Origin of the sequence: Exiguobacterium sp. s70, assembly GCF_018618315.1 — a bacterium.
GTDB classification, from domain to species: Bacteria; Bacillota; Bacilli; order Exiguobacteriales; family Exiguobacteriaceae; genus Exiguobacterium; species Exiguobacterium chiriqhucha.
Genome location: NZ_JACSLV010000004.1, coordinates 167022 through 184921, shown reverse-complemented (window position 1 = coordinate 184921; position 17900 = coordinate 167022). Strand labels below are relative to the sequence as shown.

The 17900-nt window shown below is 54.0% G+C and carries 18 protein-coding genes; 6 read left to right on the top strand and 12 right to left on the bottom strand.

Features of this window, described 5'->3' with window-relative positions:
- Positions 1-108: 108 nt before the first annotated feature.
- A complete protein-coding gene (gene cls, locus KNP84_RS11165) occupies positions 109-1575 on the top strand; it encodes a cardiolipin synthase (RefSeq protein ID WP_215114810.1) in 1467 nt (488 codons plus the stop codon).
- Positions 1576-1624: 49 nt separating this feature from the next.
- Here the strand turns inward: cls and KNP84_RS11160 are convergent, their stop codons facing one another.
- The 6 genes from KNP84_RS11160 to KNP84_RS11135 all read right to left on the bottom strand — a co-directional run bounded on the left by KNP84_RS11160 (position 1625) and on the right by KNP84_RS11135 (position 6482).
- Positions 1625-2602 carry a hypothetical protein gene (locus KNP84_RS11160; RefSeq protein ID WP_215114809.1) on the bottom strand — a complete coding sequence of 326 codons (978 nt, stop codon included), beginning with the start codon at positions 2600-2602 and terminating at the stop codon, positions 1625-1627.
- Complete coding sequence (locus tag KNP84_RS11155; RefSeq protein WP_021067454.1) at positions 2599-3627, bottom strand: DUF58 domain-containing protein; 1029 nt, start codon at positions 3625-3627, stop codon at positions 2599-2601. The genes KNP84_RS11160 and KNP84_RS11155 overlap by 4 nt, the downstream gene beginning before the upstream one ends.
- Before the next feature lies 1 nt (position 3628).
- Positions 3629-4537 (bottom strand): AAA family ATPase, encoded by a 909-nt coding sequence (locus KNP84_RS11150; protein ID WP_029595449.1) that lies wholly within the window; start codon positions 4535-4537, stop codon positions 3629-3631.
- 110 nt (positions 4538-4647) lie between these two features.
- Positions 4648-4821 carry a hypothetical protein gene (locus tag KNP84_RS11145; protein ID WP_214799924.1) on the bottom strand — a complete coding sequence of 58 codons (174 nt, stop codon included), beginning with the start codon at positions 4819-4821 and terminating at the stop codon, positions 4648-4650.
- A gap of 110 nt (positions 4822-4931) precedes the next feature.
- Complete coding sequence (locus KNP84_RS11140) at positions 4932-5627, bottom strand: amino acid ABC transporter permease (RefSeq protein WP_021067457.1); 696 nt, start codon at positions 5625-5627, stop codon at positions 4932-4934.
- Between the two features lie 6 nt (positions 5628-5633).
- A complete protein-coding gene (locus KNP84_RS11135; RefSeq protein ID WP_131472673.1) occupies positions 5634-6482 on the bottom strand; it encodes a transporter substrate-binding domain-containing protein in 849 nt (282 codons plus the stop codon).
- Positions 6483-6815: 333 nt separating this feature from the next.
- On the opposite strand from KNP84_RS11135, the gene KNP84_RS11130 reads away from it, so the two are divergent.
- Positions 6816-7211 (top strand): hypothetical protein, encoded by a 396-nt coding sequence (locus KNP84_RS11130; protein ID WP_131472671.1) that lies wholly within the window; start codon positions 6816-6818, stop codon positions 7209-7211.
- An 81-nt stretch (positions 7212-7292) separates the two neighbouring features.
- Positions 7293-7835: a GNAT family N-acetyltransferase gene (locus KNP84_RS11125; protein ID WP_029595446.1), complete on the top strand. Its 543-nt coding sequence runs from the start codon at positions 7293-7295 to the stop codon at positions 7833-7835.
- Positions 7836-7991: 156 nt separating this feature from the next.
- Here the strand turns inward: KNP84_RS11125 and KNP84_RS11120 are convergent, their stop codons facing one another.
- From KNP84_RS11120 to KNP84_RS11110, 3 genes are read right to left on the bottom strand one after another with little or no spacing between them, the layout of a single operon-like run.
- Positions 7992-8441, bottom strand: coding sequence for a GNAT family N-acetyltransferase (locus tag KNP84_RS11120; protein WP_214827398.1), 450 nt, complete (start codon positions 8439-8441; stop codon positions 7992-7994).
- A gap of 17 nt (positions 8442-8458) precedes the next feature.
- Complete coding sequence (locus KNP84_RS11115; RefSeq protein ID WP_131472667.1) at positions 8459-9175, bottom strand: MBL fold metallo-hydrolase; 717 nt, start codon at positions 9173-9175, stop codon at positions 8459-8461.
- A gap of 14 nt (positions 9176-9189) precedes the next feature.
- On the bottom strand, positions 9190-9801 hold the full coding sequence (locus KNP84_RS11110) for an NUDIX hydrolase (protein ID WP_214756600.1): 612 nt from the start codon (positions 9799-9801) through the stop codon (positions 9190-9192).
- A gap of 141 nt (positions 9802-9942) precedes the next feature.
- Here KNP84_RS11110 and KNP84_RS11105 point away from each other — a divergent pair, with 141 nt between their 5' ends.
- On the top strand, positions 9943-10449 hold the full coding sequence (locus KNP84_RS11105; protein WP_215114808.1) for a DinB family protein: 507 nt from the start codon (positions 9943-9945) through the stop codon (positions 10447-10449).
- Positions 10450-10514: 65 nt separating this feature from the next.
- Here the strand turns inward: KNP84_RS11105 and parC are convergent, their stop codons facing one another.
- From parC to KNP84_RS11090, 3 genes are all read right to left on the bottom strand, one after another.
- Positions 10515-12920, bottom strand: a complete 2406-nt coding sequence (gene parC / locus KNP84_RS11100; RefSeq protein WP_214756598.1) for a DNA topoisomerase IV subunit A — start codon at positions 12918-12920, stop codon at positions 10515-10517.
- Between the two features lie 2 nt (positions 12921-12922).
- On the bottom strand, positions 12923-14890 hold the full coding sequence (gene parE, locus KNP84_RS11095) for a DNA topoisomerase IV subunit B (protein ID WP_214799912.1): 1968 nt from the start codon (positions 14888-14890) through the stop codon (positions 12923-12925).
- A 129-nt stretch (positions 14891-15019) separates the two neighbouring features.
- Positions 15020-15424 (bottom strand): CoA-binding protein, encoded by a 405-nt coding sequence (locus KNP84_RS11090; protein WP_021067467.1) that lies wholly within the window; start codon positions 15422-15424, stop codon positions 15020-15022.
- 353 nt (positions 15425-15777) lie between these two features.
- Here KNP84_RS11090 and KNP84_RS15375 point away from each other — a divergent pair, with 353 nt between their 5' ends.
- Positions 15778-16833, top strand: a complete 1056-nt coding sequence (locus KNP84_RS15375) for a GGDEF domain-containing protein (protein WP_021067468.1) — start codon at positions 15778-15780, stop codon at positions 16831-16833.
- A 15-nt stretch (positions 16834-16848) separates the two neighbouring features.
- Positions 16849-17859 carry a tyrosine-type recombinase/integrase gene (locus KNP84_RS11080; RefSeq protein ID WP_215114807.1) on the top strand — a complete coding sequence of 337 codons (1011 nt, stop codon included), beginning with the start codon at positions 16849-16851 and terminating at the stop codon, positions 17857-17859.
- Positions 17860-17900: the final 41 nt, after the last annotated feature.

Here is a 17900-nt window from a genome sequence, read left to right as displayed (position 1 = left end):
AAAACACCGCAAGCGCGGTGTTTTTTTGTGTTGTAGACGCGGTATCTGTAAACGAGCATTTCGTTTTGCCCATCATCGGGTAAACTAGAGGATAAAGGAGACGTCGAGATGGTCCCAACTGAAATCATCATCAGTATTCTCGGTATCGTGCTGATTGTCTTGAACGTCACGTTCGCCGTCACCATCATCTTTTTCGAGCGGCGTGACATCGGTTCGACGTGGGCTTGGTTGCTCGTGCTGTTTTTCATCCCACTGCTCGGTTTCTTCATCTACATCTTCTTCGGACGGTTAATCAAATCGAACAACTTTTATCAGGTCGACGAGGAGCGTCGTCACGAGTACGCCAAACACGTCGACGACCAATTGACCGAGCTTGATGCGCATGAAGGACTTTTCGCCCATGACCCGCTCTTGTCAAAATATCGAAGGCTCGCCCGCTTGAACTTATCCTCCACAAATGCGCTCGTGACGTATCATAATGCGATTCAGGTCATCCATGATGGCGAGCAGAAGTTCGAAGCGTTATTCCATGACATCGAGATGGCGACGCAGGAAATCAACATCCAGTACTATATCATTCAAAATGACTCGCTCGGCCAAGCGCTCATCGAGGCACTCACGCGCCGGGCCAAGGAAGGCGTCAAAGTACGTCTGCTCTATGACGCCGTCGGCTCACGGGGATTGCGACGCTCCCATTTCAAACAGCTCCTCGCGCACGGCGGCGAGGTGAAGTCGTTCTTCCCGTCACGCCTCGGTATCAACTTCCGCGTCAACAACCGGAATCACCGAAAGCTATGTATCATCGATGGGGAGATCGGCTATATCGGCGGTTTCAACGTCGGGAATGAATACCTCGGGACGAACCGTCAGTTCGGCTATTGGCGCGACGTGCATCTGCGGATGAGAGGGGAGGCGGTTCGTGAACTGCTCGAGCGTTTCCTCCTCGATTGGAACCGTGCCGTACCGACGAAACACCGGGCCGAGAAAGAGGACTTCCGTTGGCCGACTTCTTTACTCGAGACGTCTCGGTCACCGGTACAAATCGTCACATCTGGCCCGAACTCGTCGACCGAGCACTTGAAAAATATGCTCGTCAAGATGATCACCGAGGCGAAAGAGACGATTTACATCCAGACCCCATATTTCATCCCTGACGCTAGCTTTCTTGACGCCTGCCGTAACGCGCTCATGTCTGGGACGAAGATTCGCCTGATGATTCCGAACAAGCCGGATCACATGTTTGTCTATTGGGCGACGTATACGAATGCGGCCGAGCTCGTCCGCTACGGTGCCGAAGTATATACGTATGAAGGTGGGTTCCTCCATGCGAAGACGCTCGTCATCGATGGCGAGGTCGCCTCGATCGGCACGACGAACATCGACGCGCGCAGTTTCCGTCTCAATTTCGAGATCTCAGCGCTCGTTTATGACGAAGTCGTTGCCCAGTCTGTCATCGATGCATTCAATCGAGACCTCGCATGTGCCGACAGGTTAACGATTGAGCGTTATGAGACACGAACGAAATGGATCCGTTTCAAAGAGAGCGTGTCACGCTTGCTCAGCCCAATCCTTTAAAAAAGACCAGTCAGACCGTCCGGGAGTGCCCGGCGAACTGACTGGTCTCTTATTTTTTGAGCGTCTGGGTGACATGTCGTTCGAACGCCTCGACAATGGGTACCGGGGCTTCTTTCTCCCCGTACTCGGCGGCCTCGAGCCAGACGGCGAAGCGACTCCCTTCGCTGAATCCGATGCGGTCGAACCATTCCATGACCGTCTCCTCACGATGACGAGGATGGGCCTGTTCGAGCCGGCGCCCGGCATCGAGCAAGCGGACGTGACGTGGGGCCCGTGTGACGCGACGGACGGCATCCGCCGCTTGATGGCGCTGTTTCGGTACCGTCACATCCTCTTGTATCTCTTTACGGCGTTGCAAGTAGATGAACAAGGCGACCATCCCGACCAAAAGGACGAGAAAAGCCAGAATCAAGAACAGTGATTGATTCGTCGCCGATTCGAGCAACGTCTCATTCGAAATCGTCTCGGCATCGATGTTCGGATTGTCCGGCACGAGAATCCGGTTGACGCGGTCGGTCGGATCCAAGTTGAACCCATCGAACCAACCCCCGATCCAGACGAAGATGGGACGAATCCAGGCGACGAGATTACCAAACAATAACTCTTTGATCGTCCGGATGATGACGGCCAATCCGAGACCGACGGCGAGGGCGACGACGAGCGTCGACAGCATCCGTTTATAGTCACGGCGGTAATATAGGCTCCGCTGCCAAAACAAGAACAAGAACGGGAAGACGATCATCGCGAGCGGCTGCGACGCCGGCGGGGACAACCAATCGACGATCAAGAAGAGCACGCTGGCGATCGCGTAACGGTCCGTCCAGTCGAGCGTCCGGATAAAGGCATGGACGTACGTGAATAAGAGCAACGTCACGCTTATTTCATAAGAAAACCAAAGGGCGGCGATGCTGAGGGCCGTCTGAACACCGAGTTGCCAGTTGCGCGGCAATCGGAGCGTCAAGAGAAAGACGAGTGGAAACGCGTGACCGACATAGAAAGCGGCAAATACCCACCAAAGTAGTCTCATCGGCCGTCACCTCCGAGCCGTAGAATCGATTGGCTGCCGCCGTATTTGGCGACTTTCCGTTCGAACAGCGACCGGGCGAGCGGGAAGTCACGCTCCGATAGACAGGCGAGCGTCGTCATGACCTTGCGGAAATGCGTCTCACCGCTCCCCGGGGCGAGGTCATAGGTGATCCCTTCCTTCGTCAATGTCGGCACAATCAGCCCATAGCTCGCGTTCTCTTTCTCGAAGTCGCGACATAGCGCCGCAGCCTGTGAAATCAACCGCTCCATCTGATGGGTGAGGGCGCGTCCGTCTTTCGTCAACAAGTCGAGCACGACGACATATTCGTTCGCTTGGACGGGTTGCTCGGTCCGGGCGAGCAGTTCCCCCGTTTTCGCATATGCCGACCAATACAGTTGTCGCATCGGCTGGCCGTGATACGGCGCCACTGACTGGAACGTCTCCGGGTCACGGTAGGCGCTATGACGGACCATCTCCTCCCCAGGTAACGTCGGAGGGCGCTTCGGAATCGGATAAGGCAGGAATTCGGGGAAGACATAGCCGATGCGGTCGAGCGGGTCTTCCTTATAGAGCGAGAACATACGGAGCGGGTCACGAATCTCCATACCGATCGCCTCCATGCGGATCGGTCCGCGTCGAATCGCCTTGAGCGGGAGCGTATAGGCGACGGCCGCCTCGCGTCCGACATAGTTCTCTTGGCGCCAGAAGGCGTGTTCCTCCGACTCGACGGTAGGATGGAGATATCCTGACAGACGGACGACACCGAGCGGGACAGGCGCCGTTGAAACCAATTTGATTGTATACGTCTCTTCATCGTTCGGGAACAGCTTCAGCTCGTCGGTCACTTCGACATGTACGTATTCAGCGAGCCGGAACAACAACTCCGGCATGATGAGCGCATACAGGCTGAAACCGATAATCACACTCGCGAGGAAGACGTTGCCGTATAGGGCGGTGAACACCCCGACGACGAACAAGAGCCACATATACCCGGACTCGAGGTAGCGAGGGCTGACGAGTTGCATATCACACCTCTGATGGGACCGGGATGGTCTCCAAAACGGACTTGATCAATTTAGACGGCTTCGTCTTGAGCGACGCCTCGACCGTCAAGACGATGCGGTGTCCGAGAATCGGCAAGGCGAGCGCGCGGATGTCTTCCGGTGATACGTAATCCCGTCCGTCCATATAGGCATGCGCCCGAGCCGCCATCGTGTAGGCGAGCGTCGCCCGTGGGCTCGGTCCGACCTCGATATCCCGGTGATGACGGAGCGCCTCGACGAAATCGAGGAGATAGTCCTCCATCGCCTCGTGGAACAAGACATCACGGACGGCTTGCTGCATCTCGGCAAGTTCGGTCTGTTGCAACGTGAACGGGGCCGCACTCAAATGCTCGTTCCGTAGCAACCGGCGTTCCGACTCCCGAGACAACGGAGCGAGCGACAGTTTGAACAAGAAGCGGTCGAGTTGAGCCTGTGGCAACGGGAACGTCCCTTGCCCATCGAACGGGTTTTGCGTCGCGATGACGAAGAACGGGTCCGGTAGACGAAGCGACACCTCACCGAGCGTCACTTGTCGCTCCTGCATCGCCTCCAACAGTGCCGACTGTGTCCGAGGTGTCGTCCGGTTAATCTCATCGACGAGCAAGATTGACGTGAAAATCGGTCCAGTCCGGCGTTCGAACGTTCCCGTCGTCGGATTGAACAGCTCCATCCCTAAAATGTCACTCGGTAGCGTGTCCGGTGTACATTGCACGCGTTGGAACGCGGCCGAGACCGATGTGGCCAGGCTTCGTGCAAGCGTCGTCTTGCCGGTACCAGGCCGGTCCTCGAGCAGCACGTGGCCCCCGGAGAGGAGAGCGATCGTCGACAGCTTAATCGCCTTCGACTGCCCGATCACTTGATCGTTTAAATGTGTCGTCCATTGTTGCACCATAATGTAAGTCCCCCGTCTATTTTCTGAATATTTATAAAAATCATAGCACACTCGCGGACCGAGATGGAACGCTAAAGAACGGTGTTGCTAAATATGTAGGTCGATCATGGTCAATCCGAAGAAGACGTTTTCGCGTTCTTACGGCTCGGGAACTCGAAAATCAAGTAATACAAGACAATCATGCTTGTGAAAGGTTGCAGGACGCTGACCCATGTTGGCCCGTCGAACAAAATATACGTAAGTGTGATGAGAACGGATGATCCGACTAATAATTTTGAGAACATAGGCGACGTCTCTCCTTTGAATCGCAATATGGAATAGGTTGACTATACCATGTCACTTTCGCAATAACCGCCCGACAAAAAAACTGACCTGCCTGTATGAGGCAAGTCAGTCATCGTTTCGGTGTATCCAAATAGCGTTCGAAATGCCGCTCCAGCCAGTCCTGGAAGAACGACATGAACGTACAGATGCCCCAATAGATCAAGGCGACAACCAAATAGACGGTCATATAATCGAATTCCCGACCCCCGACGATTTTCGCCTTATTGAAAATCTCCGGAACCGTGATCATGGCGGCGAGCGAACTCGCTTTAATCAAATCGAGGAACACGTTCGAAAGCGGGGGGAGGGCAATCCGCGTCGCCTGAGGTAAGATGACCCCTTTCAGCGTCAACCACTTGTTCATCCCGAGCGAGCGGGCCGCCTCGACTTGTCCTGGATCGACGGCACGGATCGCAGCCCGGACGATCTCCGCGATATAGGCCGCCGAGTTCAGACTGAACCCGATGATTGCCGCCGTCAGCGCTGCGAACTCGATACCGATGAATGGAAACCCTGAATATAAGATGAACAGGATAATTAAAATCGGTACACCCCGCATGAACGAGATATAGAACGTCGACGGGAACCGTAATAACCGCGACGGTGACAGTTTCCCAAGGGCGAGCACGAGACCGAGCAACAAGCCGAAGAACATGCTGACGAATGAGATCCAAAGCGTGTTCGGCAAACCGCCTAGCAGATAAGGGAACGAGCGCACAGCCAGGTCGACGTCAAAAATCGCTTCCCATTTCACACCTTCGAACATAAGTGCTTAGTCCAATTCGACGATGGTCGCGTCGACGTCTGGTTCGACCGAGACATCGGCACCGTTATAGAACGTTTCCGACAACTCTTTCACCGTGCCGTCTTCAAGCATCTCGGTAAGGACGCGGTCGATGTTCTCTTGAAGCTCTGCGTTTTCCTTATCCATCAAGAACGCAACTTCCTGTGGGTTATAGGCGATATCCGGGTGAATCGTGATGTCGAACTCCGGGAAGAAGGCGAGGGCGAGCGTCTGGAGATAGTAGTCGTTCAAGATGACGTCGGTCCGTCCTGTCGAGACGTCACGGAGGTACTGGTCGTTCGTGGCGTTGTCATAGATGACTTCCTCCGCCCCGTATTGACGTGCTACGTCCATGAAGACGGTCGTCGCTTCTCCAGCGGCCTTTTTGCCTTTCAAGTCCTCAAGTGACTCGATACCTGATAGATCGCTCTTGCGAACGATGGCCGTCCCATACGTGTACTTGTATGGCGTCGAGAAGGCAAACTTCTCTTTCCGGTCGTCTGTGACCGAGATATCGTTTGCGGCGACGTCGACTTGTCCGTTTTGAACGCTCGTCAACATGTTGTCGAACGCCATCTCTTTGAATTGGACCTCGAGGTCGAGACGTTTCCCGACCTCTTTCATGAGCTCGACGTCAAACCCCGTCAACGTATCGCTATCCTCTTCCCGGAATGAGGCCGGATAGAGTGTCCCCGCTGTACCGACCGTGAGTGTACCGTCTTCTTTGATTTCGTCCCAGCGTGAAGTTTCGGCCTGATCGGTGCTAGAATCACCACACGCCGCGAGCGGGACAGCCAGTAATAGGGATGCTGCCAAACCTTTTGTCATACGTTTCATTCAAGTTCCTCCTTAAGTTATCATCTGTCTAAAAATAGCATGACATACGCTTACAGGCAACTCCTAAGAGCGGATGAACAGTGTTAAAGTTATTTTTGAAACATAAATCCATAAAGCGCTAACATGTTGATGAATGAAGGATTCAATCGAATGACACAGTTTATTAATTATGATGAAACAGATCAATGGATGTCGGTTTGAACAATACGGTTTAAGCGAAAATGTCATCGTGTTGATCAGCCGACTCCAACCCACGTGAACTTTAATAATTCATGTATGATAGATAGTAAAGGCATATTCGTAACATATTAAAATGAGGAGAGGAGGGCCCACATGGAGAAATGGGAAAGATGGACCGTCAATCCAGAGATACCAGATAAACTATATCTGCAGGCGCTAATTGATGATAAAGACGGATTAAGACTCGTGTTTATTGATGCGCATGAGAACACACATACATTCTTGTTTGACGGACTTGTATTGTCGTATCGACATACAGACGAAGGAACGCTTATTAGAACGCTAGAACATTTATACAAACATCATGACCCTGATTTTTTTGGCGACTGGACACTCTTTCAAGTGACCGATTCCAGCTATTTAAAATGGTTAGCTGAAGAATCAACAAACATTTACGAAACGGTTTATAATATTCAGCATTACGTGTTCCTGACATCACATGATGTAATTGAAGTGTTGTCGACAGTACCACCGACTTTGATTTCATGACCGCCACTGTATGGCTAGTCTGGTGAGATCATGTAGTTATAGGATGGAGCGGTCATTACATATAGAAGGGAGAATAATGCAATGGAAGAAGCCCCGAACATCTCGATCAAAGCGTTAGATGAGTATTCCATCAGCGTCGTGAACGAAGCCAATAATCCGTTTCCAGTCATAGGGAAAATCATTCCGAGCTTTTCTGACGGGGTTTGGACGTATGAGGAACAGTTATATGAGAAAGCCCGTGTGACAAGCTTTCCAGACGATTTGCTGGATTGGTCTGAATACATCAACAGTGAGGACAAACAAATATTCTTGGCATTCGACGAGACAACATGTATTGGACAAATCCGTGTGGTGAAAGACTGGAACCGTTTTGCGTATATCGAGAACATCGCGGTCCGTGGAAGCTATCGCAACAGCGGGCTTGGGCATTTGCTGATAGAAGTTGCGGAGGCGTGGGCAAAAAAGCAATCGTTGCTTGGATTGTCACTCGAAGCGCAGAACGATAACGTGATCGCGTGTCGCTTTTATGCAAAAGAAGGGTTCGCGCTCGGCGGTGTCGATACGCTCAAACAGACCGGCAATCCGAACATCGACATGACGTTGTATTGGTACAAGATTTTCTGATTTTTTTCGAGAGGAGAGATGTCATATCTGACATCAATTTTCTTTATTTTCCTTTTAGTTAACATAACATATATTATCAGTAAAAATAAAACTCCGTCTCAATCCTTTAGTATACTTAAGGAAGTGAGACGGAATCTAAAATTTGAGATAAGGGATTCAAGATCGCGTAAATCGAATCAAAGTGACACCTGGTTCCGGTTCAAACTCGGCACTCGGTTCGAACCCGAGCTTCGTATACAGCTTCTTGGCCGGACCGTTATGTTTGCCGGTGTGCACATAGACAAGCTTGTCCTCATGCAAGCTGAGCACGTGTTCGAGCAACGTCGTCGCGAGCCTCGACCTGAAATACGTCGGATCGATACATAATTTCGTGACCTCGACCGTGTTCTCAGCCGCTTCGACCGTGATGAATCCGATCAACCGCTCATCGTTATATAAGCCATAGCTCGTCCCAGGCAGATTTTGAATCACTTCGACCGTCTCATAACGCGCTGGAATCTCATCGAATCCGATCAGCTCGGCCTCGACCGCATAAGCGTTCCGTTGAATCTCGAGCATCTGCTCGGCCAGTTGATAATCTGTCGTCTGAATCTCGCGTAACTCCATCTATCAGCACCTCCGGTTTATCGTGAAAATAGACGTGCTTGCTTGCGTTTGGCCCGTTTCAGCGCCAAATAGAGCCGGTGTGTCCCAGCGACAGGCTGTCCGTGTCCGACGAACGTGTGGCGCGGTGCCAAGTCGATCAACTTCTCTGCATGCTCGACCGCTGCCCGTTTGTCCCATGTCGCGACGCCCGGAAGCGGGAACAACGGGCGTACATCCCCTGCCACGGCGACTCCCCCACGTGTCTGGAACGCGTCACCAGCAAACAAGTTCCGCTCCTTTTCATCGAAATAGGCGATGGAGCCTGGCGTATGACCCGCTGCCGGATAGACCCTCAGACCGAACAAGCGCTCACCTGGGTCGAGCAATTTATCCGGCAAGGAGTGGATGGTTGGGAGTGATCCTTTTAATTTGAGTGGCCGCTCATCCGGGTCGGTCGTCTTGTCCCCTTCGAGGAGACGGGCATCCCGACGTGAGACGTACAGCTCGGCGTGCGGGTGCGCCTTCAAGATGGCATCGACACCACCGACGTGATCGCCATGGGCGTGCGTTAGCAAGATGGCGAGCAGCGGACGCTCCTGTGCCTCGATATACGCTAAAATCGCTTCCGCATTGCGCGCGAGGGCGGTGTCAATCAAGACGAGTCCGAGCTCCCGCTCAATCAACTGGACGTTAATCGGTAATACAGGCGCATAGAATGTCAGTTGATGGACGTGGTCAATCCGTGTGACTTTCATGATATCCCCTCCCCTTAATCAAACAACGTGATCCAATCTTCTTGCCATCTAGCCTCAAAACACATATAAAGCTGTTCCTGTGTGTTCCGCGCGGTGGATAAAGGTGGTAAGTTGCCCCGCGTGAAGAAGGCGACCTCGCTCGTCTCATGGCTCACCTGCGCCACTCCACCAATCAGCTCGCATTCGATGAACAGTTTATAGTAATGCTGCGACAGCGGTGGATGGTCGTGATGATGCATATCGAACAACGCGAGTAGCCGTACCGGTACGACATCAAACCCGGCCTCTTCCTCAATCTCCTTAATGATATTTTGGGCCGGGGAGAACCCGACCTCACAAAAACCACCTGGTAACGTCCAAAGCCCGTCCGACCGCTCTTTGACGAGCAAGAGCGCATCGTCCCGGAAGACGACACCGCGTACGTCGAGTTTCGGTGTCGGGTATCCATCGACGTGCGTCAGTTTCGTGACCTCCTCCAAGGCGAGGTCTGACTGTCGTTCGAACATCTCGGTCGCGATTCGTTGAAGTTCGACGTAACGTTCTCGATCGAACTCGTCTTTCGTAAACGTCAAGCCAGCCTGTGCCAGCGCCTGGAGCCGTTTGGCCCAGTCGAGCCATTGAGACATAGTGATCCCCCCATGATTTTTCCTCTTACCCCATTCGCCAAACGATGGACTTGTTCCTTTTAGCAATACCCGCTCCCATAAGAAAGTACCTATCCTCCCCGTGATATACTGAAATGAGAACGGTGGCAAAGGAGGAACGATATGTCGATCGCAGTGTTATCCCAGTTCAAAGCAGACTTGGACGGCTATACCGAACGGCAGTTGCGCTACCAGACAGCAGCAGACGTCTGGTCAATCGGGCAGATGTACGACCATATCATCGTGGTGGCCAAGGAATATGCAGACGAGATTGAACGGTGTCTCGCTTCACGCGAAGAGCAACCGCTTGGAAAGACCGAATTCGGTGAACGATTGTTTCAAGCCGGTGGGTTCCCTCCGATTAAAATCCGTTTACCTGATGAGATGAACCAACCTCCGAACAACACGGACAAGCGGGAGACGCTCGAGCGACGACTCGACGAGTTGTCTGCGCGTTTGAAGCGACTTGAACCGCTCGTCCGCTCGGCGAACCGTGACGTCAAAGCCCGGCATGGTGGTTTTGGCTGGCTGAACGCACAGGAGTGGTACGACCTCATCGAGATGCATACCCGTCATCACTTGCGCCAACAGGCCGATTTGGAGCGCTATCTGATAGAGGCCGAGCTTTGAATCCATAAGAAAAACCCTGTATCAAAGACAATGGTCTCTGGTACAGGGTTTTCTTTAGTTCGATCTCAATCGAGATACACGTCCTCAATCTCTCCGAACGTCTCTTCATCAAACACGAACGAGCCGTTGGCGTAGCGATCCAAGAGCGTCAACTGCTTCGTCTTGACCGTCTTCGCTTTCTCTTTCCCGATGATGTGGAGCGTTTCATCGTCATGCACCGGGAGCACGCGACGAATCTGGTGCGGTTTCGATTTGACTTCGCGGATGAGCATCGTCCCGCGCAAGTTGCGGTTCGTGCAGTCGAACTGATCCTCGAGCTTCATCTTCTTGACCGCTCCACGTTGCGTCACGAGGACGAACAGTGGCGGTGTGAAGAAGGCGAAAGCATCGGCGACCATGTCCCCATCCTTCAAGTTCATCGCTTTGACGCCAGCAGCGCGCTGACCGACGACCGGCACGTCATCTTCTTTGAACCAGAGGCCGTAACCGCGCTCAGAGACGAGGAACAGTTGGCCAGGCCCGTCACTGATGCCGGCGAAGACGACCTCGTCGTCGCCTTTCAGTTTGAGCGCCATGAGCGCCTTCGACTTGCGTTGGGCGTCATAGTCACGGAGCGGTGTCCGTTTGACCATGCCTTCACGCGTCACGAACAGACAGTGCGCGTCGGTGTCGAACGTCGAGACGACATCGGCCGAAACGACTTGTTCGCCTTCGATCGGCACGAGGTTGGCGACATGCTGACCGGCGTCTTTCCATTTCGACTCTGGAATCTGATGGACCGGGATGAGCAAGTAACTGCCCTTGTTCGTCCATACGAGCAAGTGGTCCGTCGTCATCGCCTGGGTGACGAGGACGGGACGGTCTTTCTGCTTCATCTCCGGCATCTCGTCGCTCGAGGCGCCATATGAGCGCATCGATGAACGTTTGACGTACCCGTCGCGGCTGACGAACACCATCGTCTCTTCGACGGCGATCATGACCTCTGTCTTCAGTTTCAACTCTTCGACCTCGGACTCGATGACCGAGCGTCGTGCGTCGCCGTACTCGTCACGGAGTGCGGTCAACTCTTTCGAGATGAGCTTCCGTTTCGTCGCGTCGACGTTCAAGATGTTAGCGAGGCGAGCGATCTCTTTTTGGAGCGCCTTCGCCTCTTTTTGCAGTTCGACGATATCCGTGTTCGTCAAACGATACAATTGGAGCATGACAACCGCTTCGGCTTGACGGTCTGAGAACGAGAACCGCTCCATGAGCTTCTGCTTCGCCTCGGACTTGTCTTTGGCCGAACGGATGAGTTCGAGCGTCTCGTCAAGGACCGAGATGGCCTGTTCGAGCGCATCGACGATCTCGGCGCGTTTCTTCGCCTGGTCGAGCTCGAACGTCGTGCGTCGAGTGACGACCTCTTCGACGTGCTTCAAGTATGCGTCGATAATCGACAAGAGTCCCATCTGTTTCGGTGTCCGGTTGACGATGGCGACCATGTTGTAGTTATAGGCGAGCTGCAGATCGGTATGCTTCAAGAAGAAATGGAGCACACCTTCCGCATCGGCTTCCTTCTTCAACTCGATGACGACGCGGACACCGGTCCGGTCAGTCTCGTCACGGACTTCGGCGACGCCTTCGACTTTGCGGTCGAGGCGAAGCTCTTCCATCTTCTTGACGAGGTTCGCCTTGTTCACCTCATACGGGAGCTCGGTGATGGTAATCTGTTCACGACCTCCCTTAAGTGGCTCGATGACCGATTTGGCACGGATGATGACCTTGCCTTTTCCGGTCTCGAACGCCTTCAAGATGCCGTCTTTGCCCATGACGATTCCGCCAGACGGGAAGTCAGGTCCTTGCATATAACGGAACGCGTCATTCGTCGTCTCGACCTCACCTTTCAGACGGGCGATGGCGAGGTTGAGCACCTCGGTCAAGTTGTGCGGCGGAATCTCGGTCGCGTAACCGGCAGAGATTCCCGTCGTCCCGTTCATGAGCAAGTTCGGGAGGAGTGACGGCAAAACGAGCGGCTCTTCGGTCGAATCGTCGAAGTTCGGCGTGTAGTCGACCGTGTTCTTCGAGATCGACGTCAGCATGACGCCGGCAATCTTCGACAGACGGGCCTCGGTATACCGCATCGCGGCGGCCGAGTCGCCGTCCATCGAGCCGTTGTTCCCGTGCATGTCGATGAGCGGGTAACGCAACTTCCAGTCCTGCGATAGGCGTACCATCGCCTCATAGACGGAACTGTCACCGTGCGGGTGATAGTTACCGATGACGTTCCCGACCGTCTTGGCCGATTTGCGGTACGGTTTCTCGTTCGTGTTGCCTTCATGGTGCATCGCATACAGGATGCGGCGCTGAACGGGTTTGAGGCCGTCGCGCGCGTCCGGGAGGGCCCGGTCCTGGATGATATATTTCGAGTAACGCCCGAAGCGGTCACCAACGACCTGTTCGAGCGACAAGTTTAAAATATGTTGAATCGTCGACATCGTTACATCACTTCCTCAATCGCTTTAGTCACGTGTTCATTGGCGATGATCGAATCATCTTCCTGGAGGCCGAAGGCGACGTTCTCCTCGATCCATTCCCGGCGATGGGCGACGTTGTCTCCCATGAGCACCGAGACACGCTTGTCGGCGACGGCAGCGTCGTCGACCGTGACGCGGATGAGCGTCCGTGTGTCGGGGTTCATCGTCGTCTCCCATAGCTGGTCGGCGTTCATCTCACCGAGACCTTTGTAGCGCTGGAGGATATAGCCCTTCTTATACACTTTGACGAGCTTCTCGAGCGCTTCTTCGTCCCAAGCGTACTCGAACTGTTCCGACTTGCCTTTCCCTTTCGAAATCCGATAGAGCGGTGGCAAGGCGACGAACACTTTGCCGGCCTCGACGAGTGGGCGCATATAACGGAAGAAGAACGTCAACAGGAGCACTTGGATGTGAGCCCCGTCCGTATCTGCGTCGGTCATGATGATGATTTTGTCGAAATTGCAGTCCTCGAGCTCGAAGTCATGGCCGACCCCAGCCCCGATCGCGTGGATGATCGTGTTAATTTCCTCATTCTTCATGATGTCCTGGAGTTTCGACTTCTCCGAGTTGATGACCTTCCCGCGCAGCGGCAGGATGGCCTGAAACGTCCGGTCGCGGCCCTGTTTGGCCGAACCGCCGGCCGAGTCACCCTCGACGAGGAACAGTTCGTTCTTGGCGGCGTTCTTCGACGTCGCCGGCGTCAGTTTCCCGTTCAAGATGCTCGAACGTTTCTTTTTCTTGCCGTTGCGCGCCTCTTCCCGGGCTTTCCGGGCGGCTTCGCGGGCCTGGGCGGCGCGGATCGCCTTCTTGATGAGCATCGTCGCCATCTGCGGGTTCTCCTCGAGGAAGATCGTCAGTTGTTTGGCCATGACACCATCAGCGCTCGTACGGGCCTCGGGCGAACCGAGTTTCGATTTCGTCTGCCCCTCGAACTGGAGGAACTCTTCCGGGATCCGTACCGAGACGATGAGCGTCAAGCCTTCGCGGACGTCGCCGCCGTCAAGGTTCTTGTCTTTTTCTTTCAACAATCCGTTCTTACGGGCGTACTCGTTCACGATGCGGGTCATCGCCGTCTTGGCGCCGACCTCGTGCGTGCCGCCGTCACGAGTCCGGACGTTGTTGACGAACGAGAGGACGTTCTCAGAATAGGCGTCCGTGAACTGGAAGGCGAGCTCGAGCTCGATATCGTTCTCCGTCCCTTCGAAATAGACGATCGGATGAAGCGTCGCCTTGTCGTCGTTCAAATATTGGACGAACTCGGCGATCCCTTCCTCGTAATGGAACGTCTCTTCTTTATCCGAACGCTCGTCCGTCAACGTGATCGTCAATCCTTTTAACAGGAATGCCGATTCACGGAGCCGTTCAGCGAGCGTGTCGTAGTTATATGTCGTCGTCGAGAAGATCGAGGCGTCCGGTTTGAAGTAGACGCTCGTCCCCGTCTGACGCGTCTTTCCGGTCTCGAGGAGCGTCGTCTGCGGGATCCCGCCGTCGGCAAACGTCTGCTCGAACACTTTGCCGTCGCGATAAATCGTGACGAGGACCTTGCTCGAGAGTGCGTTCACGACCGAGGCGCCGACCCCGTGGAGTCCACCTGACGTCTTGTAGCCGCCTTGGCCGAACTTACCGCCGGCGTGAAGGACCGTGAAGATGACCTCTGGCGTCGGTTTCCCGGAGGCGTGCATCCCCGTCGGCATCCCACGCCCGTGATCTCGTACCGTGATCGCGTCATCTTTATGGATGGTCACATCGATTTGGCCACCGAATCCGGCGAGCGCCTCATCGATTGCGTTATCGACGATCTCATAGACGAGATGGTGCAAGCCGCGATGGTCGGTCGAACCGATATACATCCCCGGACGTTTCCGGACAGCAGTCAGTCCTTCGAGCACCTGGATGGCGTCTTCATTGTAATTAAATAAGTCTGTTGACATCTTCGTCACCTCAATTTCGAACACACGTTCGTTTTTCTATCCTATTGTATAGCTGTTTTTGGATTCTGGCAAGCCTCCCTCCGCGAGCGGGGCTCGTGAAAAAAAGGAGACCTACCAAGGAGGTAGGTCTTAACCGAGAAGGCGGGCGTGCTCGACATAGATGCATCGATTTTCGATGTAGTCGAGTCCGGCATCGCGAGCGATCCGCTCGGCGTCCGGGCTGGTGAGCCCGAGCTGGTTGAAGACGAGACCGACATCCCCATGTCGGACGGCATCTTCAGCCACGCCGGCCAAATACTCATTGCGTCGGAAGACGTCGACGATATCGACGCGCCCCGGGATGCTCTCGACCGTCGGATAGACTTTGCGTCCGTTCCACGTCTCGAGCGTCGGATTGACAGGGATGACTGTGTAACCTTGCAAGATCAAATAGTCTGCGATTTGGTTCGCGGTCTTGTTCGGGTTCGCTGACACGCCGACGACAGCGATCGTCTTCGCCTCGGTGAGCCATTGTTTCAAACGTTGATCGTCCATCCTGAAATCCCCCTTTTGTTTACGTTCTCAGTGTACCTTTACCTGAATCACCGTTTCAAGCTTTATTTTCTTTTATCATACAACTGTAACTCTTTCAAATTTTTAAAACAAATCAATTGGTTCACCATAACTAATTATGTAAACCGGATTATACGACGTTATTTCTCCGGTTGGCAGGTCGATGTGTGTCTCGGAGGAAAATCCCGTGCGAACGAACGTTGCGTGAAATATCTATTTCACGCAATCATAAGGACGGATTTAAAGCGTTTCAGATAGTAAGATTGACTCGTTTCTCGAACGCCCATGGGCAAATCGATGGCAGTTCGGTATACTAAGGTTCAGGAGGTGTTCGCGTGGGAACTGCCTATGAGGAACGTCGCGGTACACTATATAATTACCGCATCACTTTTTACGGGAACGCGCTCGCTTGGCTCATCCACGTCGTGTTCTTGATCACGTTTTGGCAACTCGGCGTCACGGTACTCGCCTGGTCGAATCTACTCAGCATTCTGTATTACACGCTATCCTTTTATTTTGTACATAAACGATATTATCGAGCGTTCTTCGTCGGTCTGTTCATCGAGGTCGTCTATAACGCAATCATCTCGACGGTCGTGCTCGGTTGGGGTGCGAACGTCCACTACTTCATCATCATGGTCGCCTATGGAGTGTTCTTCATGCCGAACGTCCGTCGGTCCATCCGGGTCGCCTCGACGATACTCGCCATGACCATCTACGGTTTCCTATATATGAATGTGACGACAGGGACGCAACCGCTCACGCCGTCCTTCGAGCAAATATTGGGCCTCTTTTGTCTCTTGTCGACGATCGCCTTGATTGCCGGTCTGTCTTTCGTCTTCGAAGGGTCCGTCGTCGAGGTGACATCCGAGCTCGAGCGGACGAACGAACGGTTGCACACGCTCGCCTCACGGGACGGGCTGACCGGGTTGTATAATCGGACGACCGGTTACCGATTGGTCGAAGATGAGATTCGCGAAGCCGTCATCAATGGACGGCCATACGCCGTCGCTCTAGGGGACATCGACCATTTCAAGGCGTTCAATGAGCAACACGGTCATGACTGCGGCGATCTCGTACTCAAGCAAGTCGCCTCCGCGCTTGCCCGAACCGACGGGATAGCCGTCCGTTGGGGTGGCGAGGAGTTCCTCATCTTCTTGGCGGACCAGTCCACTGCAGAGGCCACGGAGACGATTGACCGCTTGCGCCAACGCATCAAATCACTCGAGACGATTTATGACGGCCGTCGTCTCAGCGTCACGATGACGTTCGGTGTCACGACGCGAACCGGATTCGAGGCCGTCGACACGCTCGTCAAAGAGGCGGACGACCGGCTTCGGGCCGGCAAACAAGAAGGCAAGGACCGAATCGTCACGTCAATCCATCAGTAAGCAAGGAGAGATCTTTTGAGTATATTCCGCCAGCTCGGACAAGCACCGACTAAGGTCACGACGAAACGTTTCAATTTGAGCGGCTACGAGCGCATGCCGAGCTTCATCCAGCGTTTTTTGAATCACCTGGCAGCCAAACATTATTCGGAACAGACCGCCCAGCGCTATCTCTATGATTTTTTAGACTTTTTCCGCTGGGTCGAGGCCGCCAGCGCATCCGAGGTCGACCCGTCGTCGGTCGAGATCGACTCGTTCGTCGAGTTCGATCACGCGGGGGCTGAGGCGTACGCGACGTATCTCGCCCTCGAGCTCGATAACGCGCCGAGCGTCATCAACCGAAAATTGTCGTCGATGCAGTCACTGTTCAACCATTTGATTGAGACGGGCGTGACGGCCCATAACCCGTTCCAGGCGGTCGAACGGCCGAAGCGTGCCAAGCGCAACCCGGTCTATTTGACGGAGCAGGAGTGGCTCGATTTCTCGACGCTCGTCCGCAGCAACGTCGGTATGTCCGACCGCGAGGCGAGTTGGTACGAGCGCAACCGGGACCGCGATTTTTTGATGATTCAACTGCTTGGGTTGACCGGGATGCGCGTCTCGGAACTCGTCGGCCTCGATTGGAACGATATCGACCGCGAGAGCGGGACGATTCGCGTCATCGGGAAAGGCAATAAGGAACGGGTCATCCCGATCGCCTCCCCGCTCGAGCCGCTCCTCGACGCCTATCGACGTGACGGGTCAGGCCCGCTATTCCAATCGGAGCGAGGCAAGCGCATCTCGGTGCGGACGGTGCAACACACGTTAAAAGGCCACATCGACCGCTTGAAACCGTATTTGCCGTTCTTGACGCATAAACAGGTGACACCACACAAACTACGTCATACATTCGCCTCACGGCTCGCCATGAGCGGCATCGATGTGTTGACGATTCAACAGTTGCTCGGTCACGAATCGGTGGCGACGACGCAAGTCTATGCCCATATCGGCGACGAGAAGAAAAAACAAGCTATGATAGGTTTACGATAACTTATTATGTAAACCATTATAAAACACCTGAATCAATCACA

Coding starts and splice junctions, on each gene's coding strand:
- cls (WP_215114810.1), top strand. CDS start 109: ATGGTCCCAACTGAAATCATCATCAGTATTCTCGGTATCGTGCTGATT.
- KNP84_RS11160 (WP_215114809.1), bottom strand. CDS start 2,602: ATGAGACTACTTTGGTGGGTATTTGCCGCTTTCTATGTCGGTCACGCG.
- KNP84_RS11155 (WP_021067454.1), bottom strand. CDS start 3,627: ATGCAACTCGTCAGCCCTCGCTACCTCGAGTCCGGGTATATGTGGCTC.
- KNP84_RS11150 (WP_029595449.1), bottom strand. CDS start 4,537: ATGGTGCAACAATGGACGACACATTTAAACGATCAAGTGATCGGGCAG.
- KNP84_RS11145 (WP_214799924.1), bottom strand. CDS start 4,821: ATGTTCTCAAAATTATTAGTCGGATCATCCGTTCTCATCACACTTACG.
- KNP84_RS11140 (WP_021067457.1), bottom strand. CDS start 5,627: ATGTTCGAAGGTGTGAAATGGGAAGCGATTTTTGACGTCGACCTGGCT.
- KNP84_RS11135 (WP_131472673.1), bottom strand. CDS start 6,482: ATGAAACGTATGACAAAAGGTTTGGCAGCATCCCTATTACTGGCTGTC.
- KNP84_RS11130 (WP_131472671.1), top strand. CDS start 6,816: ATGGAGAAATGGGAAAGATGGACCGTCAATCCAGAGATACCAGATAAA.
- KNP84_RS11125 (WP_029595446.1), top strand. CDS start 7,293: ATGGAAGAAGCCCCGAACATCTCGATCAAAGCGTTAGATGAGTATTCC.
- KNP84_RS11120 (WP_214827398.1), bottom strand. CDS start 8,441: ATGGAGTTACGCGAGATTCAGACGACAGATTATCAACTGGCCGAGCAG.
- KNP84_RS11115 (WP_131472667.1), bottom strand. CDS start 9,175: ATGAAAGTCACACGGATTGACCACGTCCATCAACTGACATTCTATGCG.
- KNP84_RS11110 (WP_214756600.1), bottom strand. CDS start 9,801: ATGTCTCAATGGCTCGACTGGGCCAAACGGCTCCAGGCGCTGGCACAG.
- KNP84_RS11105 (WP_215114808.1), top strand. CDS start 9,943: ATGTCGATCGCAGTGTTATCCCAGTTCAAAGCAGACTTGGACGGCTAT.
- parC (WP_214756598.1), bottom strand. CDS start 12,920: ATGTCGACGATTCAACATATTTTAAACTTGTCGCTCGAACAGGTCGTT.
- parE (WP_214799912.1), bottom strand. CDS start 14,890: ATGTCAACAGACTTATTTAATTACAATGAAGACGCCATCCAGGTGCTC.
- KNP84_RS11090 (WP_021067467.1), bottom strand. CDS start 15,424: ATGGACGATCAACGTTTGAAACAATGGCTCACCGAGGCGAAGACGATC.